This window comes from Burkholderia sp. R-40, from assembly GCF_049942845.1.
GTDB lineage: Bacteria > Pseudomonadota > Gammaproteobacteria > Burkholderiales > Burkholderiaceae > Burkholderia > Burkholderia ambifaria.
Window position 1 is genome coordinate 1,236,106 of sequence record NZ_CP187967.1, and the last position, 21,913, is coordinate 1,258,018.

The 21,913-nt window shown below is 68.3% G+C and carries 14 protein-coding genes; 6 read left to right on the forward strand and 8 right to left on the reverse strand.

Annotated features, from left to right (window positions below):
- The first annotated feature begins 6 nt into the window (after positions 1–6).
- The 4 genes from astD to ACP26O_RS05865 all read left to right on the forward strand — a co-directional run bounded on the left by astD (position 7) and on the right by ACP26O_RS05865 (position 5,053).
- A complete protein-coding gene (gene astD / locus ACP26O_RS05850) occupies positions 7–1,470 on the forward strand; it encodes a succinylglutamate-semialdehyde dehydrogenase (RefSeq protein WP_175664008.1) in 1,464 nt (487 codons plus the stop codon).
- A gap of 14 nt (positions 1,471–1,484) precedes the next feature.
- The gene (gene astB / locus ACP26O_RS05855; protein WP_175664007.1) at positions 1,485–2,825 is read left to right on the forward strand and encodes an N-succinylarginine dihydrolase; all 1,341 of its coding nucleotides are present in this window, start codon (positions 1,485–1,487) and stop codon (positions 2,823–2,825) included.
- Between the two features lie 7 nt (positions 2,826–2,832).
- Entirely contained in the window at positions 2,833–3,900 is a 1,068-nt protein-coding gene (gene astE, locus ACP26O_RS05860; protein ID WP_175664190.1) for a succinylglutamate desuccinylase, read from the forward strand.
- A 358-nt stretch (positions 3,901–4,258) separates the two neighbouring features.
- Positions 4,259–5,053: an ABC transporter substrate-binding protein gene (locus ACP26O_RS05865; RefSeq protein ID WP_006755075.1), complete on the forward strand. Its 795-nt coding sequence runs from the start codon at positions 4,259–4,261 to the stop codon at positions 5,051–5,053.
- A gap of 96 nt (positions 5,054–5,149) precedes the next feature.
- On the opposite strand, the gene ACP26O_RS05870 is transcribed toward ACP26O_RS05865, so the two are convergent.
- Both ACP26O_RS05870 and cdpA read right to left on the reverse strand, forming a co-directional pair.
- Positions 5,150–6,673 (reverse strand): HDOD domain-containing protein, encoded by a 1,524-nt coding sequence (locus ACP26O_RS05870; protein ID WP_175664006.1) that lies wholly within the window; start codon positions 6,671–6,673, stop codon positions 5,150–5,152.
- Between the two features lie 27 nt (positions 6,674–6,700).
- Complete coding sequence (gene cdpA / locus ACP26O_RS05875; protein ID WP_208446707.1) at positions 6,701–8,440, reverse strand: putative bifunctional diguanylate cyclase/phosphodiesterase; 1,740 nt, start codon at positions 8,438–8,440, stop codon at positions 6,701–6,703.
- 281 nt (positions 8,441–8,721) lie between these two features.
- Here cdpA and ACP26O_RS05880 point away from each other — a divergent pair, with 281 nt between their 5' ends.
- Positions 8,722–9,273, forward strand: coding sequence for a peroxiredoxin (locus ACP26O_RS05880; protein ID WP_175664004.1), 552 nt, complete (start codon positions 8,722–8,724; stop codon positions 9,271–9,273).
- A gap of 108 nt (positions 9,274–9,381) precedes the next feature.
- Here the strand turns inward: ACP26O_RS05880 and ACP26O_RS05885 are convergent, their stop codons facing one another.
- Positions 9,382–10,011, reverse strand: coding sequence for an SDR family oxidoreductase (locus ACP26O_RS05885; protein ID WP_175664003.1), 630 nt, complete (start codon positions 10,009–10,011; stop codon positions 9,382–9,384).
- A gap of 252 nt (positions 10,012–10,263) precedes the next feature.
- Between ACP26O_RS05885 and ACP26O_RS05890 the strand changes: the two genes are divergently transcribed.
- Positions 10,264–11,778, forward strand: coding sequence for an NYN domain-containing protein (locus tag ACP26O_RS05890; protein ID WP_175664002.1), 1,515 nt, complete (start codon positions 10,264–10,266; stop codon positions 11,776–11,778).
- 206 nt (positions 11,779–11,984) lie between these two features.
- On the opposite strand, the gene ACP26O_RS05895 is transcribed toward ACP26O_RS05890, so the two are convergent.
- The 5 genes from ACP26O_RS05895 to ACP26O_RS05915 all read right to left on the reverse strand — a co-directional run bounded on the left by ACP26O_RS05895 (position 11,985) and on the right by ACP26O_RS05915 (position 21,561).
- The gene (locus ACP26O_RS05895) at positions 11,985–12,368 is read right to left on the reverse strand and encodes a VOC family protein (RefSeq protein WP_175664001.1); all 384 of its coding nucleotides are present in this window, start codon (positions 12,366–12,368) and stop codon (positions 11,985–11,987) included.
- A gap of 303 nt (positions 12,369–12,671) precedes the next feature.
- Complete coding sequence (locus ACP26O_RS05900; protein ID WP_175664000.1) at positions 12,672–15,980, reverse strand: efflux RND transporter permease subunit; 3,309 nt, start codon at positions 15,978–15,980, stop codon at positions 12,672–12,674.
- A 3-nt stretch (positions 15,981–15,983) separates the two neighbouring features.
- Complete coding sequence (locus ACP26O_RS05905) at positions 15,984–19,103, reverse strand: MdtB/MuxB family multidrug efflux RND transporter permease subunit (RefSeq protein WP_175663999.1); 3,120 nt, start codon at positions 19,101–19,103, stop codon at positions 15,984–15,986.
- 15 nt (positions 19,104–19,118) lie between these two features.
- Complete coding sequence (locus ACP26O_RS05910; protein ID WP_175663998.1) at positions 19,119–20,492, reverse strand: MdtA/MuxA family multidrug efflux RND transporter periplasmic adaptor subunit; 1,374 nt, start codon at positions 20,490–20,492, stop codon at positions 19,119–19,121.
- Positions 20,493–20,736: 244 nt separating this feature from the next.
- Positions 20,737–21,561: an IclR family transcriptional regulator gene (locus tag ACP26O_RS05915; protein WP_011656418.1), complete on the reverse strand. Its 825-nt coding sequence runs from the start codon at positions 21,559–21,561 to the stop codon at positions 20,737–20,739.
- Positions 21,562–21,913 lie beyond the last annotated feature (352 nt).

A 21,913-nucleotide genomic window follows, 5' to 3' on the forward strand; every position in this document is an offset into this window, starting at 1 on the left:
CGAATCATGACGGAACTCTTCATCGACGGCGCCTGGATCGCAGGCTCGGGCCCCGCCTTCGCTTCGCGCAACCCGGGCACCGACGCGATCGCGTGGCAGGGCGACAGCGCGTCGGCAGCAGACGTCGACCGCGCGGTCGCAAGCGCGCGCCGCGCGTTCGCCGGCTGGTCGGCGCTCGACTTCGAAGCGCGTTGCGAAATCGTCAAGCGCTTCGCGGCGTTGCTCACCGAGCGCAAGGAAGCGATCGCGACGGCAATCGGCCGCGAGACGGGCAAGCCGCTGTGGGAAGCGCGCACCGAAGTCGCGGCGATGGCCGCGAAGGTCGGCATCTCGATCCAGGCATACCAGGAACGCACCGGCGAGAAGCGCCAGGACATGGCCGACGGCGTCGCGGTGCTGCGTCATCGTCCGCACGGTGTCGTCGCGGTGTTCGGCCCGTACAACTTCCCCGGCCACTTGCCGAACGGCCATATCGTGCCGGCGCTGATCGCGGGCAACACGGTCGTGTTCAAGCCGTCGGAGCTTGCGCCGGGCGTCGCGCGCGCGACGGTCGAGGTGTGGCAGGAAGCCGGGCTGCCGGCCGGCGTGCTGAACCTCGTGCAGGGCGAGAAGGACACGGGCATCGCGCTCGCGAATCACCGGCAGATCGACGGCCTGTTCTTCACCGGCAGCTCGGATACCGGCACGCTGCTGCACAGGCAGTTCGGCGGCCGTCCGGAAATCGTGCTCGCGCTCGAGATGGGCGGCAACAACCCGCTCGTGATCGGCGAAGTCGAGGACCTCGACGCGGCCGTGCACCACACGATCCAGTCGGCGTTCCTGTCGGCCGGCCAGCGCTGCACGTGCGCACGCCGCATCTTCGTGCCGCAGGGCGCGTTCGGCGAGCGCTTCCTCGCCCGCTTGGCCGACGTCACGTCGAAGATCACGGCCGACGTGTTCGATGCCGATCCGCAACCGTTCATGGGCGCGGTGATCTCGGCGCGCGCGGCCGCGAAGCTCGTCGATGCGCAGTCGCGCCTGGTCGAGCAGGGCGCGAAGCCGATCATCGAGATGACGCAGCGCGATCCGCGCCTGGGTTTCGTGAACGCGTCGATCATCGACGTGACCGGCGTGGCGCACCTGCCCGACGAAGAGCACTTCGGCCCGCTCGCGCAGATCGTCCGCTACGCGACGTTCGACGAAGCGATCGAGCGCGCGAACGACACGGCGTTCGGCCTGTCCGCCGGCCTGCTGGCCGACGACGCGCACGCCTGGGAGCACTTCCGCCGCACGATCCGTGCGGGGATCGTCAACTGGAACCGCCCGACCAACGGCGCATCGTCCGCCGCGCCGTTCGGCGGCACCGGTCGCTCGGGCAACCATCGTCCGAGCGCGTACTACGCGGCCGACTATTGCGCGTATCCGATGGCGTCGGTGGAAAGCACGCAACTGACCTTGCCCGCGAGCCTGTCGCCGGGCCTGCACTTCTGATCGAGGGAACGACGATGAACGCACAAGAAGCCAATTTCGACGGACTCGTCGGCCCGACCCACAACTACGCCGGGCTGTCGTTCGGCAACGTGGCGTCGCTCAACAACGAGAAGTCGGCGGCCAACCCGAAGGCGGCCGCGAAGCAGGGGCTGCGCAAGATGAAGCAGCTCGCGGATCTCGGCTTCGCGCAAGGCGTGCTGCCGCCGCAGGAGCGGCCGTCGCTGCGCCTGCTGCGCGAGCTCGGCTTCTCCGGCAAGGACGCGGACGTGATCGCGAAGGCCGCGAAGCAGGCGCCCGAACTGCTCGCCGCGGCCAGCTCGGCATCGGCGATGTGGACCGCGAACGCGGCGACCGTCAGCCCGTCGGCCGACACCGGCGACGGCCGTGTGCACTTCACGCCGGCCAACCTGTGCAGCAAGCTGCATCGCGCGATCGAGCATGAAGCGACGCGCCGCACGCTGTCGACGCTGTTCGCCGATCCCGCGCACTTCGCGGTGCACGAGGCGCTCACGGGCACGCCGGCGCTCGGCGACGAGGGGGCCGCGAACCATACGCGCTTTTGCGCCGAATACGGCAAGCCGGGCGTCGAGTTCTTCGTGTACGGCCGTGCGGAATACCGCCGCGGCCCGGAGCCGAAGCGCTTCCCGGCGCGCCAGACCTTCGAGGCGAGTCGCGCGGTCGCGCATCGCCACGGCCTGGATGAAACGGCGACGGTCTATGCGCAGCAGGATCCGGACGTGATCGATGCGGGCGTGTTCCACAACGACGTGATCTCGGTCGGCAACCGCGACACGCTGTTCACGCACGAGCGCGCATTCGTCAACAAGCAGGCGATCTACGACACGCTGACGGCCACGCTCGACGCGCGCGGCGCGCGGCTGAACGTGATCGAGGTGCCCGAGGCGGCCGTGAGCGTGAACGACGCGGTCACGTCGTACCTGTTCAACAGCCAACTGCTGTCGCGCGCCGACGGCTCGCAGGTGCTCGTCGTGCCGCAGGAGTGTCGCGAGAACGCGAACGTCGCGGCCTATCTCGACGAACTCGCGGCCGGCAACGGCCCGATCCGCGACGTGCTCGTGTTCGACCTGCGCGAAAGCATGAAGAACGGCGGCGGACCTGCGTGCCTGCGCCTGCGCGTCGTGCTGAACGACGCCGAGCGGGCGGCCGTCACGTCGAACGTGTGGATGAACGACACGCTGTTCGCGTCGCTCGACGCGTGGATCGAAAAGCACTACCGCGACCGTCTCGCACCGGAAGACCTCGCCGATCCGACGCTGCTCGACGAATCGCGCACGGCGCTCGACGAGCTCACGCAGATCCTGCGTGTGGGGTCGCTGTATGACTTCCAGCGCTGAGTCCCGCATGCCGGCCGCCGCGCTGCTCGACGACTTCCTCGCGTTCACGCTCGCGGGCGACCCGCCGGCCGTGAAGGACGGCGCGTGCGCGGACGGCGCGGTGCGCTGGCAATGGCTCGGCGACGGGCTGCTCGCGTTCGAGCCGGCCGCACGCGATGCGGCGGGCGATGCCGATGCTGACGCTGCGGCGCGCGCGAGCGTGCTCGTGTCGGCCGGCGTGCATGGCGACGAGACCGCGCCGATCGAGCTGCTGTCGATGCTCGTGCATGATCTCGCGGCGGGTACGCTGCCGCTCGCGTGCCGGCTACTCGTCGTGCTCGGCAACGTGCCGGCGATGCGCGCGGGCGAGCGCTATCTCGACGACGACCTGAACCGCCTGTTCAGCGGGCGTCACGCGCACGTGCCGACGAGCCGCGAAGCGCCGCGCGCGGCGCAGCTCGAAGCGGCGGCCGCCGCGTTCTTCGCGGCCGCGCCGGCGGGCGGTGCACGCTGGCACATCGACATGCACACGGCGATTCGCGCATCGGTGTTCGAGCAGTTCGCGCTGCTGCCGCACACGGGCACGCCGCCGACCCGCGCGATGGTCGAATGGCTCGGCGAAGCGCGCATCGCGGCCGTGCTGCTGCATACCGCGAAGGGCAACACGTATTCGCACTTCACGGCCGAGCAGTGCGGCGCGCTCGCATGCACGCTGGAACTCGGCAAGGTGCGGCCGTTCGGCCAGAACGACCTGTCGCGCTTCGCGCCGGCCGACCGTGCGGTGCGCAAGCTCGTGTCGGGCGCGCCGCGTGATGTCGATTCGCAGGGGGGGCATCCGCCGTTGCCGCGAGTGTTCACCGTGATCGACCAGATCACGAAGCAGAGCGACGCGCTCGAGCTGTTCGTCGCGGCCGACGTCGCGAACTTCACCGCGTTCGCGCGCGGCACCGTGCTCGCGCAGGACGGCGACTACCGCTATACGGTGAAGCACGACGAGGAGCGCATCGTGTTCCCGAATCCGTCAGTGAAGCCGGGCTTGCGCGCGGGCCTGCTCGTCGTCGACACGACGCGCGACACGCTCGCCGCGCTCGTCTGAGCGATGCGCGGTTGCGCGCGGCTGCGGTGATCGCAGCCCGCGCATCGTCGCGCCGCATTCGCATTTTGGGGTTGACGTACGTCCGCCTGCCGCGCAGAGGCCCGCGCATCGGCCCTTGCGTATTTGCGACATCGTCTTGCAAGTTCGACGAAGGCCCGGCCGATGCCGGCGCACGCAGCGCAGCATCGCGTGCCGGCGGCCGCTTTGCCGTATCGGGCCGCGCGGATTGGTACAATCGCCGCCTTGCGGCTGTTGCGCCGCATCAAGGCGCGGCATCGGGATTGTCGTTGTCATCCGACCCTGCAATGATGCAAGCGCCCGTAGTTCCGGAACATTCGAGTATCGAGGAGAACACCTGATGAAGTTGGATTGGCGTAAAGTGGCCGCGCACGCGGTAGTGGCGGCAACGGCCGTGGCGGCAGGCAGCGCGATGGCTGCGGATCTGAAGGAGATCCGGTTCGGCGTGGAGGCCTCGTACGCGCCGTTCGAATACAAGACGCCCGACGGCAAGCTGACCGGCTTCGACATCGACATCGGCAACGCGGTGTGCGCGAAGCTGAAGGTGAAGTGCGTGTGGGTCGAGAACGACTTCGACGGCCTGATCCCCGCGCTGCAGGCGCGCAAGTTCGATGCGATCAACTCGGACATGACGATCACCGACCAGCGCAAGCACGCGATCGCGTTCACCGATCCGATCTACACGATCCCGAACCAGCTGATCGCGAAGCAGGGCAGCGGCCTCCAGCCGACCCCGCAAGCGCTGAAGGGCAAGCGGGTCGGCGTGCTGCAGGGCACGATCCAGGAAGCGTACGCGAAGAAGAAGTGGGCGCCGGCCGGTGTCGAGGTCGTGCCGTACCAGACGCAGGACCTGGCCTACGCCGACCTGAAGTCGGGCCGTCTCGACGCGACGTTCCAGGATTCGGAAGCGGGCTCGAAGGGCTTTCTGTCGAAGCCGCAAGGCCAGGGCTTCGGCTTCGCCGGCGGTACGGTGGCCGATGCCGAGATCCTCGGCTCGGGCGTCGGCTTCGGCCTGCGCAAGAACGACGCGGCGCTGAAGACCGCGCTCGATCAGGCGCTGAAGGGGCTGAAGGCCGACGGCACGATCGACACCCTCGCGAAGAAGTACTTCAGCGTGCCGGTCACGCTCAAGTAAGCGTTTCGATCCGTCGCACGATGCAGCCGGCCGCTTTCGCGGCCGGTTTGCTTTTCGGGCGCCGCTTCTCGCACACGTGCCGGCGTGCCGCGTGCGTCACGCGGGGAAGAACCGCCCCAGTTCGCGCGCGAGCTCGTTGAGCACGCTCATTTCCTGCTGCGTGATCTTGCGCGCGGGCTGCGCGCCGGCCCAGTCGCCGTACAGCAGGCCGACGGTCGTCGTGCCGACGCGCACCGGCAGCAGCACGAACGCGCGCGTGTCGGGGAGCGCATCGAGGTACCACGCCGGCAGGCGCTTCACCATCTTCGGCTCCTGCGCCTGCTCGATGAAGATGCCGACCGAGTTCGTGATCGCGAGATGGAACACGTCCGGCTCGAAGCGCTCGTCGAAGCACAGGCGGTCGAGCGCCGCATCGACGTCCGGCCCGAAGCCGAGGCGCGCGGCGAACATGCCGTCGTCACGGCGCACGAACATCACGGTGCGGGTGAACGCGAGCCCCGCGAGCAGGCTTTCCGACGCGAGCGCGAGCACCGGCGTCAGCACGTGCTCGGACGGCAGCGCGCGCAGGTCCGCGAGGCCGGCCTCGAGGCATGCCTCGGGTTCGGGCTGCGCCCGCGCGATCGCGTCGGCGTTCGCACGCAGCTCGACGATCTCGCGCATCACGGTGTCGCTCGCTTCCTCGCGTGCGAGCCGGTCGGCGATCTCCACCAGCGCGTCGGCATCGATCTCCAGCTCCTGCCCGTAGCGCTGCGCGAGCACCGCGATGTGCGCGTCGCGCTGCGGGCCCGCGGGCATCGCGAGCGCCCCGGCGACGTCGGTCGAGCAGCGGCTCACCGAACGCAGCCAGCGCACGCGGTCGGCGCCTTCGTCGGCACAGGCCGCGGGGCGCCGGCGGTCGGCGCGCTCGTCTTCGTCGTCTTCTTCGCGTTCGTCGCGGTGGGCGGCGTGCGCGGCGCGACCGTCGCCGTCGGCCATCCCGGCGCGGATCACGTCGGGCAAGCGCCAGCTCGCGGCGGCCTCCAGACCGATTTCGTCGAAGCCGACGCCCAGCACGTCGACGCACGCGGCTGCGTCATCGCCGTTCAGCTCGGCGGCGCGGCGGCGGATCCGGTCCCATTCGCTGTCGAGATAGCAGACCACGAGCAGCTTGCCGACCTGGCGCATCAGCGTGCAGACGACGGCTTCCTCGCCGCCGCGCAGTTCCGCATGCTCGGTCAGCTTGCGGGCGACGCAGCCGGACAGCAGCGCGCGGTTCAGCTCGAGCTTCGCGTCGATGCGGCGCGGCGTGCTGTGATGGAAATGGTCGACGAGCTTCAGCCCGACGACGAGATGGCCGACCGTGTCCATGCCGAGCACCATCAGGGCTCGCGTGACGGTCGTGATGTTGCCGCCGAACGCCATGTACATCGCGGAATTGGCGAGCCGCAGGACTTTCTGCGTGAGCGCGAAATCCGACAGTACGACGCGTACGAGCGCGGTGAAGTCGAGGTCGTCGTTCTTCATCGCGGCCATCGTCGCGCGCAGCGATTCCGACAGCAGCGGGAAGTCGCCCCGTTCGTTCATCCGGGCCCACAGCTTGTCGAGCAGCGCCGTGCGGGGCAGGTGTGCGGTGATTGACATACGGATCAGTCCGGTTCGCTGCGCGCGTCAGGCGGCGTGCAGGCGCAACTGCTGCGCCTCGAAGCGCCGCGCGAGCTCCTCGGACGGCAGCGCCTGGCACACGAGCCAGCCCTGGATGTGGTTGCAGCCCATTTCGGTCAGCAGTTCGCGCTGCGCCTCGGTCTCGACGCCTTCCGCGACGAGCTCGAGATCGAGCGTCTGCGCGAGGCCGACCACCGCCGACACGATCGCGCGATCGTTGCGCGACGTCAGCAGGTTCTCGACGAAGCTGCGGTCGATCTTCAGCTTCGCGAGCGGGAAGCGCTGCAGGTACGCGAGGCTCGAATAGCCGGTGCCGAAATCGTCGATCGCGAAGCGGATGCCGAGCTCGGTCAGCTCCTCGAGCAGCACCTTCGCCTGCGCGGGATCGTGCATCAGCAGGCTTTCGGTGATTTCGAGCACGATGCGGCGCGGGTCGATGCCCGTCAGCGCGATCGCCTCGCGCACGCTCTGCGTGAAGCGCGGGTCGCGAAACTGCTGCGGCGACACGTTGACCGCCACGTACTGGAGCGCGAGCCCCTGGCGGTCCCACGCGACGAGCTGCATGCACGCGGCCTTGAGCACCCAGTTGCCGAGATAGTTGATCAGGCCGATCGATTCGGCGAGCGGAATGAAGGTGGCCGGCGGCACGAGGCCGTGCACCGGATGCCGCCAGCGGATCAGCGCCTCGACGCCGTCCACCGCGCCCGACTGGCTGCGCGTGATCGGCTGGAAGTGGAGCGAGAACTCGCCGTTGCGCACGCCGTCGTACAGGTCGGCCTCGAGCTTGAGCCGCTCCGCGTCGGCCGGGTCGTCGACCGGCTCGTGAAACGCGAGCGCATTGCCGCCCGACGCCTTCGCCTGCGCGAGCGCATGGTCGGCGCGGCGCAGCAGCGGGCTGTGGTGCTGCGCGCGATGGGGCGCCGCGCGCTCGTCCGGGTACAGCGCGATGCCGATGCTCGCGGACAAGTGCACGGTCTGCCCCTGAAACACGTAAGGTTCGCGTACCGCGGCCTGCAGCCGGCGCGCGAGCGCGTCAGCGGCGTCGCTCGCACGCGCCCGGTTCGATGCGGTCAACACCACCGCGAACTTGTCGCTCGCGACGCGCGCGAGCTGCTCGCCGGGCGCGACGAGCGCCCGCAGCCGCTGCGCGGTGTCGCGCAGCAGGGTGTCGCCGGCGTCGTAGCCGAGCGCGCGGTTGATGCGCTGGTAATCGTCGAGATCGAGCAGCAGCAGCGCCGCGCACGTGCCGCTCTCGTCGGCCGCCTGCTGCGCGCGCATCAGCGCGGGCACGAGCGCGGACAGGTTGTCGAGCCCCGTCATCGGATCGTGGTGCATCTCGTACGTCAGGCGGGCTTCGAGCGCACGCCAGGCCGTCACGTCGAACGCCGCGATCGCGAAGCCGTCGACGCCGTGGTGGCGGCTCTTGAACGCGCGGATCTCGACGTCGAGCGGGTAGGTGAGCGACTTGACGATGCAGATCGTCGCCTTCTCGACCTGGCCGGAACGCGCGGCACGTGCGAGCAGGCCTTCGAGCGTCGCGGTATCCTGTTCCGCGATCAGGTCGCGCAGCGTCAGCGTGTGCAGGTAGTCGCGGTGATAACCGATGAAGCGCAGGCTCGCGTCGGATACATACAGAAAGCGCAGCTCGCGGTCGACATGGGCGAGGAAATCCACCGTGCCGACCGTCTGTTCCAGCCAGTTGCGCACGGTGTCGTCGCGGCGCGGCGCGCCGGCGCGCGCAGGCATCAGCGCGCCGCCCGACCAGGCGAAGCGGCGCAGCGTATGCAAGGCATTGCGCCAGGAGCCCTTGCGTGGCGTCTGTTTCCTGTTGGCTTCCATGTTTCTCGCTGACGTGAAGGGCTGGAACCGGTTGTCCGGAAGGAATAACGGCAGGTTGCGCGGAATCTTTAACCGGCCGGCCGGCAGCGGCTTGCGCTGCCGCCGGACCGGGTCGTGCATGCGGCGTTCGACGGTCGAACGCCGCATGGCCCACATCGAGGCTGACTGTATAAGAAATGAGGACACAGATGAAGCGAAAACTATTGGTGGGCGCCGCGGCGGCGCTGCTGGTGGCCGGTCATGCGCTGGTCGCGCAGGCGCAACTGAAGCCGGGCGCTACGGCCCCCGATTTCACGACGCAGGCGTCGCTAGGCGGCAAGACTTACACGTACGCGCTCGCCGATGCGCTGAAGCATGGGCCGGTCGTGCTGTACTTCTACCCGGCCGCGTTCACGAAGGGTTGCACCATCGAGGCGCATGCGTTCGCGGATGCGGTCGATCGTTACAAAGCTTACGGTGCAACGGTGATTGGAGTCTCCGCCGACAACATCGACACGCTGACCAAGTTCTCGGTGAGCGAGTGCCGCAGCAAGTTTCCGGTCGCGGCCGATCCGGACGCGAAGATCATCCGCGAATATGACGCGAAGCTGCCCGCGCTCGATCGCGCGAACCGCGTGTCCTACGTGATTTCGCCGGAAGGGAAGGTGCTGTACGAGTACACGAGCCTGTCACCGGACAAGCACGTGGAGAACACGCTCGCCGCGGTCAAGGCGTGGGCCGACGCGCATCCGAAGCAGTAAGCCGCAGGGGGTGAGCGGGTGGTAAAGCGGCCCGCTGTGCGGGCCGCAAGCACGATGGAACGCGCCGCCGGGTGGCGGCGCGGGCGCACCGGACGTACCGGATGTCCGTTAAGCGCGCAATGCCTGTTCGATCGGCACGCCGCCGCCGACGAAGCCGATGATCTTGCGCGAAATGCCCAGCTTGATCGCCTCGATCGCGGCCCATGCGACATCCTGGCGCGACACCGGCGGCGCCGCGTTGAGCGGCTCCTCGGTCAGTGCGATCTTGCCGACGCCCGGGCTGTCCGACAGCGGGCCGGGGCGCAGGATCACGTAGTCGATGCCCGACGCGATCACGCGCTCGTCGCCTTCGCGCTTCATCTGCGAATAGTGGCGCAGCGCGTCGCCGCTGCGCTCCGGCCAGTACGCGGTCAGCGAACTGATCACGACCAGCTTCTGCACGTTGTAGGCGAGCGCATGCTCGGCCGCGCGCGCGACCGCGTCGCGGTCGATCTGCTCCTCTTCGGCGGCGCCTTCCGATTCGGCCGAACCGGCCGCGTAGATCACGTGCGTGATGCCCTGGAATGCGTGCGAGAAATCGCCCGTCAGATCGGCCTCGACGACCTTCGCGCCCGGCAGCGCATAGCCGTGCCGGCGCACCAGCGCTGTCACCTCGAATTCCGGCTGCTTGAGCAGCAGATCCGCGCAGGCCTGGCCCGTGCGGCCGGTCGCGCCAATCAGCAGTACCTTCGTCGTCATGAAACCGCTCCTTGCACGATGCGTCATCCTCCCAGATAGGGACGGACGACCGATACTCAAGTGTATGTCGATTTGGGCCGGCGGCGTGCAGGTAATGAGGGACGCACCGCTCGAGGCTTGCCGGCGCGGCCCCCGTCGGGACGCCATCGTGCGCATCGATTGCGGAATCGACCCGCTGACCGGCTATCATGTGCGCGATGCATTTTTCGCCGCGACGCAATGCAGCGCGGCGACCAACCGGTTGGAGTACACATGGCATTACCCCTGGACAACGTCAGCATGGCCGTGTTCTGCGACTTCGAGAACGTCGCGCTCGGCGTGCGCGACGCGAAGTACGAGAAATTCGACATCCAGCCCGTGCTGGAGCGGCTGCTGCTGAAGGGCAGCATCGTCGTGAAGAAGGCATATTGCGACTGGGAGCGCTACAAGGGCTTCAAGGCGTCGATGCACGAGGCGAGCTTCGAGCTGATCGAGATTCCGCACGTGCGCCAGTCGGGCAAGAACTCGGCCGACATCCGGCTCGTCGTGGACGCGCTCGATCTCTGCTACACGAAGTCGCACGTCGACACGTTCGTGATCATCAGCGGCGACTCGGATTTTTCGCCGCTGGTGTCGAAGCTGCGCGAGAACGCGAAGAAGGTGATCGGGGTCGGCGTGAAGAAGTCGACGTCGGACCTGCTGGTCGCGAACTGCGACGAATTCATTTTCTACGACGACCTGGTGCGCGAGCAGCAGCGCGCGCAGGCGAAGCGCGAACAGCAGCACGCCGGTAACGGCGGCGCGAAGCGGCCGGACGAACCGTCGCGCAAGCCGGAGCTGGAAGCGCGCCGCAGCGAGGCGATCGCGCTCGCGGTCGAGACGTTCGATGCGTTGGCCTCGGAGCGCGACGACGTCGGCAAGATCTGGGCGTCGGTGCTCAAGAGCGCGATCAAGCGCCGCAAGCCGGATTTCAACGAGTCGTATTACGGCTTCCGCGCGTTCGGCAACCTGCTCGACGAAGCGCAGGCGCGCGGGCTGCTCGAAGTGGGGCGCGACGACAAGTCGGGTGCGTTCGTGTCGCGGCCGCGCCAGTCGTCCGCGGTGGAGCAGGCGACGGCACGTGATACGGGCGGCGCGCACCATGGGCACGGCACGCATCACGGTCACGGCGGGCGTCATGCGGAAGCGGCAGCACCGGCCGAGCGCCAGTCGCGGCGTCGCGGGCAGCGGGCGGAAGCAGTCGTGCAGGAAAGCGTGCAGGCCGAAGCGCAAGAGGCGGCCGTCGTCGATGTCACGGACGAAGCGGCGCTCGTGCCGGCAGCGACGGCCGAAGCGACTGCAGCGACTGAAGTGGCCGATACGCACGGTGAAGCGAAGGACGGCCGCAAGCGCGCGCGCAAGAGCGCGGCGAAGAAGACCGGCGCCAAGAAGGGCGGCGAGGCAAAGGGCGGTGAGGCGAAGGGCGCAGGCCGTCAAGCGGCGGCGAAGCCGGACGAGGCCGCGCACGGCGGTGCGAAGCATGGTGGTGAAAAGCACGCGCAAGGCCAGCCTGCCGAAGCGACGCATCGCGACGCGGAGCATCGGGAGGAACGGCACGTCGCGGCGCCGACGGCCGGCGAGTACGGCGCTTCGGCGGCTGCCGCGCAGCCGGCGCACGAAGCGGCACCGGCTGTCGAATCGACCGGCGAGGCGGCTGACGAAGCCGCCGCTGCAAAGCCGAAAAAACCGGCCCGCAAGACGGCTCCCCGTGCGCGTCGTCCGCGCAAGACGGCCGCTGCTGCCGAGTAACGCTGGCTGCGCCGACCGCGCCGACCGCGCCGACCGCGCCAACCGCGCCAACCGCGCCAACCGCGCCAACCGCGCCAACCGCGTCAACCGCGTCAACCGCGCGCCAACTGCGCGCCAACTGCGCCGGCCGCGCGGGGGCGGCGTCCGACCGAGGGCGCCGCCTGTCTCACCCCGTCGGCCGGTGCAACGCCGGCCGACGCGTCCCGTTATCCGTTCAGCACATACGGCTGCGTCATCACTTCGAGGAAGTGACCGTCCGGATCGTCGAAATACACGCCACGCCCGCCGTGATGGCGGTAGATCTCACCGGGCTGCCGCTTCGCCGGATCGGCCCAGTGCGGCAGACCGCGCTCGCGAATGCGTGCGTACACGCGATCGAAGCCGGCCTCGTCGGTCAGGAATGCGTAGTGCTGGGACGCGATCTCTCCGTCCGTTTCATAAAAATCGAGCGACACGCCGTTCTCGAGCGGGACGACCAGCATCGGGCCGAACGGCGTCGGCGCCGGCAACTCCAGAAGCTCGGTGAGGAAGCGGCTCGACGCGTGCTTGTCGCGGCACCAGACGATCGTATGGTTCAGCTGGACGTTCATGGCGGGCTCCCGGAAACGGGCGCGAGGGTGGGCATGGACACACGATAGTCGATCGCCGCCGGCGCGCAAGCCCGATCCCGGGCGAATGCGCCGCCTCGTTGTCGGCGGCCCCGGCGGCCCCGGCGGCCGCGCGTGAATCGTCGTCTGAAACGATCTGGACGATCGGCTACTTGTTCGGGAGCCAAGGTCGTTGGCGCGGTTTTTGGCGCCGCCAAGAATCGCTGTCGAGCACCGCCGCGCCGCTCCACGCTCCGTCGTCCCGCGTCCCGCCGCGTCCCGCCGCGTCCCACGTCCCGCTACGCGTTACTCCCCAGCCACCGCCGGCCCGCCCGAATTTCCACGGCGGTTGCGGCGCTTCTCGCCCCACACACGCAGCCGGTCCATGTACAGATAGACGACCGGCGTCGTATAGAGCGTCAGCACCTGCGACATGATCAGCCCGCCGGCGATCGCGATCCCGAGCGGCGCGCGCAGCTCGGCGCCGTCGCCGTGGCCGAACGCGAGCGGCAGCGCGCCGAGGAGCGCCGCCATCGTCGTCATCATGATCGGCCGGAAGCGCAGCAGGCACGCCTCGTGGATCGCATCGTACGACGACTTGTTGCCGTTGCGCGTCTGGTCGATCGCGAAGTCGACCATCATGATCGCGTTCTTCTTCACGATGCCGATCAGCAGGATCACGCCGATCAGCGCGATGATGCTGAATTCCGTCTTGAACAGCAGCAGCGCGAGCAGCGCGCCCACGCCGGCCGACGGCAGCGTCGACAGGATCGTGATCGGGTGGATGTAGCTCTCGTACAGGATCCCGAGCACGATGTAGACGGCCAGCAGCGCCGCGAGGATCAGGATCGGCTGGTTGTTCAGCGATTGCTGGAACGCCTGCGCGGTGCCCTGGAAGCTGCCGACGATCGTCGGCGGCACGCCGATCTGCGCCATCGTCTGGTAGATCACCTGGGTCGCCTGCGACAGCGACACGCCCGGCGGCAGGTTGAACGAGATCGTCGTCGCGACGAAGAGGCCCTGGTGGTTGACCGACAGCGGCGTCGTGCTCGGGCCGAAGGTCGCGATCGCGGACAGCGGGATCATCGTCGACTTCGACGTCGACACCGCCGCGCCCGACGACGCGCTCGACTTGCCGCTCGACGCGATCGAATTCAACGCCTGGTTGCGCGCGGAATCGGACGCGATCGCCGCGGCGCTGGTGGCAGCCGTGCCGGCGCTCGACGTGCCGGCCGAGGTCGCGACGAAGGTGCCGGCCGCCGCGTTGGTCGACTGCGAGCCGTTCGCGCTGCCGCCCGACGTGCTGATCCACACTTCGTTCAGCATTTGCGGGCTCTGCCAGTATTTCGGCGCGACTTCCATCACGACGTGGTACTGGTTCAGCGGGTTGTAGATCGTCGAGACCTGGCGCTGGCCGAATGCGTCGTACAGCGTGTTGTCGATCTGCGCGGGCTTGATGCCGAGCCGCGCGGCGGTCGCGCGGTCGATCGTCACCATCGCCTCCAGGCCGCCTTGTTGCTGGTCCGAGTTGACGTCGGTCAGCTCGGCGCGCTTCTGCAGCGCCTCGGTCAGCAGCGGCCCCCACTTGTACAGGTCGGCGCTCGAATCGCCGAGCAGCGTGAACTGGTATTGCGCGTTGCTCTGCCGGCCGCCGACGCGGATGTCCTGCGCCGCCTGCAGGAACGTGCTCGCGCCGGCGACATCCGCCAGCGGCTTGCGCAGTTGCTGGATCACCTGGTCGGCCGACAGCTTGCGCTCGGTGCGATCCTTCAGCGTGACGAACATGAAGCCCGAATTGGTCTGCGTGCCGCCGGTAAAGCCCGCGGCGCTCTGCACGTTCGGGTTGCTCTGCACGATCCGCATCATCTCGGTGAACTTCTGCTTCATCGCCTGGAACGACGTGGACTGGTCGGCCCGAATGCCGCCGATCATCAGCCCGGTGTCCTGCTGCGGAAAGAAGCCCTTCGGCACGATGATGTACAGATAGACATTGAGCCCGATCGTCGCGAACAGGATCAGCAGGACCAGCAGCGGGCGGCGCAGCGCCCACGACAGCGAGCGCTCGTAGCCGCGCTGCATCCGCGCGAAGAAGCGCTCCAGGAATCGGCCGAGGCGGCCTTCCTCGTGCGCGTCGTGCGGCTCGCGCAGCAGCCGCGCGCACATCATCGGCGTGACCGTCAGCGACACCGCGAGCGATACCGCGATCGCGAGCGACAGCGTCAGCGCGAATTCGCGGAACAGGCGCCCGACGATGCCGCCCATCAGCAGGATCGGCAGGAACACCGCGACGAGCGAGATGCTCATCGACAGCACCGTGAAGCCGACCTCGCGCGCGCCGTCGAACGCGGCCTGCAGCCGCGGCTTGCCGTTCTCGATGTGACGCGTGATGTTCTCGAGCACGACGATCGCATCGTCGACCACGAAGCCGGTCGCGACGATCAGCGCCATCAGCGACAGATTGTCGATCGAGAAGCCGAGCAGGTACATCGCGCCGAACGTGCCGATGATCGAGATCGGCACCGCGACGCTCGGAATCAGCGTCGCGCGCCAGTTGCGCAGGAACAGGAACACGACCATCACGACCAGGCTGATCGCGATCAGCAGCGTGTGCTCGGTGTCTTTCAGCGAGGCCCGGATCGTCGTCGAACGGTCGAGCACCGGCGTCACGGTGATGTCGGCCGGCAGCGACGCGGTGAGCTGCGGCAGCGCCGTGCGCACGCGATCGATCGTCTCGATGATGTTCGCACCGGGCGAGCGGTAGAGGATCACGAGCACCGCGCGCTTGCCGTTCGACAGGCCGAGGTTGCGCAGGTCCTCGACCGAGTCGACGACCTCGGACAGGTCGGACAGCCGCACGGCCGCGCCGTTGCGGTACGCGACGACCAGGTCGCTGTACTGCGACGCATGCGAGGCCTGGTCGTTCGTATAGAGCTGGTAGTGCTTCGGGCCGAATTCGATCGCGCCCTTCGGGCTGTTCGCGTTCGCGGACGCGAGCGCGGCCCGCACGTCCTCGAGTCCGATCCCGTAGTGGAACAGCGCATGCGGTTCGAGCTCGACGCGCACGGCCGGGTTCGCCGAACCGCTCACCGACACCTGGCCGATCCCGTCGATCTGCGACAGCGACTGCTGCAGCACCGTCGACGCGGCGTCGTACAGCTTCGCGGGCGACGAAGTCTCCGACGTCAGCGACACGATCATGATCGGCGAGTCGGCCGGGTTGACCTTGCGGTACGTCGGGTTGCTCTTCAGCGAGGCGGGCAGGTCGGCGCGCGCCGCGTTGATCGCGGCCTGCACGTCGCGCGCGGCGCCGTCGATGTCGCGGTTCAGCCCGAACTGCAGGATGATCCGCGCGTTGCCGACCGTGCTGGTCGACGTCATTTCGCTGACGTCGGCGATCGAGCCCAGGTGCCGCTCGAGCGGGCTCGTCACGCTGGTCGCGACGGTCTCGGGGCTCGCGCCGGGCAGCGACGCCTGCACCGAGATGGTCGGGAAGTCGACCTGCGGCAGCGGCGACACCGGCAGCTTGATGAACGCGAACAGGCCGGCGAGCGCGACGCCGAGCGCGAGCAGCGTCGTCGCGACGGGGCGGGTGATGAAGGGGCGCGACAGGTTCATCGCTTAGGCACCCGTGTGCTTGCCGGAATCGGCGCCGGGGCCGTACCGCTCGAACCAGCCGCGCGCGCGGCGCGCGAGGCTGTCGAAGCCGAGATAGATCACCGGCGTCGTGAACAGCGTCAGCACCTGCGACACGATCAGGCCGCCGGCGATCGCGATCCCGAGCGGCTGGCGCAGCTCGGAGCCGGCGCCCGCGCCGACGATCAGCGGCACCGCGCCGAGCAACGCGGCGAGCGTCGTCATCAGGATCGGCCGGAAGCGCAGCAGGCACGCCTGGTAGATCGCCTCGCGCGGCGGCTTGCCCTCGACCCGTTCGGCCTCGAGCGCGAAGTCGATCATCATGATCGCGTTCTTCTTCACGATGCCGATCAGCAGCACGATCCCGATGATCCCGATGATGTCGAGGTCGTGCCCGGTGATCATCAGCGCGAGCAGCGCGCCGACGCCGGCCGACGGCAGCGTCGACAGGATCGTGATCGGATGGATGTAGCTCTCGTACAGCACGCCGAGCACGATGTACATCGTGACGACCGCCGCGAGGATCAGGAACAGCTGGTTCGACAGCGACGCCTGGAACGCGAGCGCCGCGCCCTGGAAGCGCGTCTGGAACGAGCCGGGCAGGCCGATGTCCTTCTCGGCCGCGCCGATCGCCTTCACGGCCTCGCCGAGCGACGCGCCCGGCGCGAGGTTGAACGAGATCGTCGTCGACGGGAACTGCGACAGGTGTGCGACGAGCAGCGGCGACGGCCGTTCGTGGAACGACGCGATCGACGACAGCGGCACCTGGCCGCCGCCGGCGGACGGCAGGTAGATGTCGTTCAGCGATTCGGCGTAATGCTGCTCCTTCGGCTCCGACTCGAGAATCACGCGGTACTGGTTCGACTGCGTGAAGATCGTCGACACGATGCGCTGGCCGAACGCATCGTACAGCGCGTTGTCGACGGTCGCCGGCGTGATGCCGAAGCGCGCGGCGCTGGCGCGGTCGATCTCGATGTACACCGACTGGCCGTTGCTCTGCAGGTCGGTCGCGACGTCGGCGAGCGACGGCTCCTTCTGCAGCCGCGTGACGAGCTTCGGCACCCAGGTCGCGAACTCGTCGGGGTTCGGGCTCGTCAGCATGAACTGGTACTGGGTCGGGCTCACGGTCGAGTCGATCGTCAGATCCTGCACCGACTGCATGAACAGCGTGATGCCGGTCACGTTCGCGACGCGCTGCTGCAGGTCGCGGATGATCTGCGCGGACGACTCGGAGCGGTGGTCGCGCGCCTTCAGGTTGATCAGCATCCGGCCGCTGTTCAGCGTGATGTTGGTGCCGTCGACGCCGATGAACGACGTGAGGCTCTCGACGTTCGGATCCTTCAGGATCTCGGCCGCGAGCGCCTGCTGGCGTTCGGCCATCGCGCCGTAGGAAATCGACTGCGGCGCCTGCGTGATCGCCTGGATCACGCCGGTATCCTGCGCGGGGAAGAAGCCCTTCGGTATGTACACGTAGAGCAGGGCGGTCAGCGCGAGCGTCAGCAGCGCGACGACGAGCGTCGAGCCCTGGCGGTTCAACACCCATTCGAGCGCGACCCCGTAGCGCGCGATCACCGCGTCGATCACGCGGTGCACGCGCGCCTCGAAGCGGTGGCTTTCCGGCGGCGGCGAATGGCGCAGGAGCTTTGCGCACATCATCGGCACGAGCGTGAGCGACACGATCGCCGAGATCACGATCGTCACCGCGAGCGTGATCGCGAATTCGTGGAACAGGCGGCCGACCACGTCGCCCATGAACAGCAGCGGGATCAGCACCGCGATCAGCGACACCGTCAGCGAGATGATCGTGAAGCCGATCTGCCGCGACCCCTTCAGCGCGGCCTCGAGGCCCGTGTGGCCTTCCTCGACGTAGCGGGCGATGTTCTCGATCATCACGATTGCATCGTCGACGACGAAGCCGGTCGCGATGGTGAGCGCCATCAGCGACAGGTTGTTCAGCGAGAAGCCGGCCATGTACATCACCGCGAGCGTGCCGATCAGCGACAGCGGCACCGACAGGCTCGGGATGATCGTCGCGTAGACGTTCGCGAGGAACAGGTACATCACCAGCACGACCAGCACGACCGCGAGCAGCAGCTCGAACTGCACGTCGCGCACGGCGGCGCGGATCATCGTCGTGCGGTCGGTGACGACCTGCACGTCGAGCGCCGCGGGCAGCGTCTCCTGCAGCTTCGGCAGCTGCGCCTTGATCGCGTCGACGGTCGCGATCACGTTCGCGCCCGGCTGGCGCTGCACGTTCAGGATGATCGCGGGCTCCGCGTTCACCCACGCGCCGAGCTTGGTGTTCTCCGAGCCGGCGACCACCTTCGCGACGTCGGTCAGCATCACCGGGCGGCCGCTCTTGTACGCGACGACCGCGGAGTTGTACTGGTCGGCGCTGGTGAGCTGGTCGTTGGCGTTGATCGTGTACGCGCGCGTCGGGCCGTCGAAGTTGCCCTTCGGCGTGTTCACGTTCAGGTTCGAGATCGTCGTGCGCAGGTCGTCGAGGTTCATCCCGTACTGCGCGAGCGCGGTCGGGTTCGCCTGGATCCGCACGGCCGGCCGGTTGCCGCCCGACAGGCTGACGAGACCGACGCCGGCGATCTGCGAGATCTTCATCGCGAGGCGCGTGTCGGTCAGGTCTTGCACCTGCGTGAGCGGCAAGGTCTTCGACGTGATGGCGAGCGTCAGCACCGGCGCGTCGGCCGGGTTGACCTTCGCGTAGATGGGCGGGGCCGGGAGGTCGGACGGCAGCAGGTTGCCGGCCGCGTTGATCGCGGCCTGGACTTCCTGCTCGGCGATGTCGAGCGGCAGGTCGAGCGAGAACTGCAGCGTGATCACCGATGCGCCGGCCGAGCTTTGCGACGACATCTGGTTCAGCGACGGCATCTGCCCGAATTGCCGCTCGAGCGGCGCGGTGACCGACGACGTCATCACCTCGGGGCTCGCGCCCGGATAGAAGGTCTGGACCTGGATCGTCGGGTAGTCGACTTCGGGCAGCGCGGCGAGCGGCAGGAAGCGCAGTGCGACGAGACCGGCCAGCATGATCGCCGCCATCAGGAGGGCGGTGCCGACCGGCCGGAGAATGAAGAGGCGGGATGGATTCATCGAGCGGCCCGCGCGTTACTGGGCCGCGGGGGCCGCGGCCTGCGACGCGCCGCGCTTGTGTCCGCCGCGATGGCCGGCCGCACCCGATGCGCCCGATGCACCGGACGCCGCGCCGGCGCCGTGCGCGCCCGACGCGCCTTTGGGCTTGTCGGCCGGGATCGTGATCTTCGCGCCTTCGCGCAGCCGGTCGGAGCCGTCGGTGACCACGCGCTCGCCGAGCGCGACGCCGCTGACGATGCTGGTGCGTTCGCCGTCGACCGGGCCAATCGTGACCTTGCGCACCGTCACCGTGTTGTCGGGTTTCACGATGTACACGAACTGGCCGATCGAGCCCGTCAGCACGGCGGCCGTCGGCACGATCGTCGCATTACGCAGCACGTCGACGAGCAGGCGCGTGTTCACGAACTGATTCGGGAACAGCAGGCCTTCCTTGTTATCGAACGTCGCGCGCAGCTTGACCGTGCCGGTGCTCGTGTCGATCTGGTTGTCGAGCGTTTCGAGCGCGCCCGTCTCGAGCGGCACCGTGTTGTTGCGGTTGTACGCGGTGACCGACAGCTTCTTGCCCGCGTTCACCTGCTTGAGGATCTGCGACAGGTTGTCTTCCGACGTCGTGAAGATCACGCTCATCGGCTGCATCTGCGTGATCACGACGATCCCGTTCGTGTCGCCCGCCGTCACGTAGTTGCCGGGGTCGACCTGGCGCAGGCCGACGCGGCCCGACACCGGCGCCGTGATGCGTGCGTACGTGAGGTTCAGCTTCGCGGAATCGATCGCCGCCTGGTCGGTCTTCACCGTTCCTTCGTATTGCTTGACGAGCGACGCCTGTGTGTCGACCGTCTGCGACGCGATCGAGTCCTGCGACAGCAGGGTCTGGTAGCGCTTCAGGTCGAGGCGGGCCGTTGCGAGCAAGGCCGCGTCGCGGGCGTAGGTGCCTTCGGCGGTTTCGAGCGCGACCTGGTACGGACGCGGGTCGATCTGCGCGAGCAGGTCGCCCTTCTTGACGAGCTGGCCTTCCTGGAACGCGACCGACTGCAGATAGCCCGACAGCTGCGTCTTGACCGTCACGTTCGCGAGCGGCGTCACGGTGCCGAGCGCGGACAGCACGATCGGCATCTCGCCTTGCGTCGCGCTCGCGACCGACACGGGCTGCGGAATGTTCGCCATCGCGGCCGGGCCGCCGCGGCCGCGATGGCCGCCGCCGGCGCTCGCGCCGGAGGCCGCGCTGCCTGCGGCCTGCGTGCCGGCCGGCGTGCGGCTCCACGGGTGCCACCACAGCAGGCCGCCGATGACGACTGCGAGCGTCCCGATCACCAGCGTGCGGCGCGGGCGACGGGCGGCAGGGGAGGCGGGATCCTTCGAAGGGGGCGTGGGCTTTTGTTGGTTGTCCATCGTGTTCTGTCAGGAAGACGGCGCGGCGTGCCGGAAAACGGGGGTGGAGCGGCGCGTGGGCATGCGATGCCGCGAGGGCCGGCTCGGTCCGGCCCTGGCGGTCCGCGCGGGAAAGAGCGGTGCGCACCGCGAATGCGGCGCGACGATGGGCATGATGCTACGTCCCGTCCCCGTTACAGTCCAGCGGTCTATCTTTCAACGGGTTACGGTCGTTACATAACGCGACGGGACGATGACGGATCGATTACGCGGCGCTGCGCCGGGCCGGCGCGCCGCCGATCTCGCGGGTGATTTTCGCGATGCATTCGTGCAGCGCCGGCACCACGTGTTCCTGCAGCCATTCGGCCGAACACTGGCTCGATGCGCCGCCGCAGTTCACCGAGTAGCGCTGGCCCGACGGGCCGACGAAGCCGGCCGCGACCGCGTTCAGCCCCTCGCGCCATTCGCCGATCGCGATCGCGTGGCCTGCGCGCATCGCGTCCTCGAGCCCGGGGTTGAGGCGCGCCGACACGTGCGGCCAATCGTCGCCGGCCGTCGCGCGCAGCGCGTCGAGCAGCGTGCGCCGCTCGTCGTCCTCCAGCGCCGCGAGATACGCGCGGCCGACCGCGGTGCGTGCGATGTCCATCCGCGAGCCGATCTCGAGGCGCGTGACCAGCACCGCCGAGCGCGGCCGGATCACGTCGATCGCGACCATGTCGAGCCGGTCGCGCACCGCGAGGTGCACCGACAGCGACGTGCGCTCGGCGAGTTCGATCATGAACGGCCGCGAGCGCGCGCGGATATCGAAGTTGCGCAGGAACCCGTGGCTCAGCTCCAGCACCGACGCGGTCAGCACGAAGCGCTCGCTGTCGGGCAGCTGGAACAGGAAGCCGGCGCTGACGAGCGTCGCCGTGATGCGCGACACGGTCGGCTTCGGGATGCCCGTCAATTCGGTCAGCTCGCGGTTGCTGACGGGGGCGTCGGCGGCCGCGATGCGGCGCAGCACGGCGAGGCCGCGCGCGAGCGCGGTGATCTCGTCCGGCGCCGATTCACGGTCCCGGGGTGCGGGAGGCGTTACAGATATCGACACGAGGAATTCTCTCTATTTCCGAAACTCGATTTCAATTTTGTTGGTATCGTAAGATGATTGTCAAAAGATGCATGTTCCGTGGGTGAATCGTTCATCGTATGGGATTTTACGGGTTCACCCTTGGTTTATTAGGAAAGTTCTCAAATGACCATTGCCGGAAAGTGCAGGAGCCGGTGCAAATACCGCTTGACTTGTCGGGCGGAAACGGAAAGAATGTCTCACGTTTTCGAAACATCGTTTCAGGAGTTTAACCGGCAACGGTGTTTCGCGCAGTCTCTCAGGTTCTAGCACGGCCCTCGGAATGGCTAGAACTTTTTTAGCGCCACGGTCTCCGTGGCGCTTTTTTTTGCCC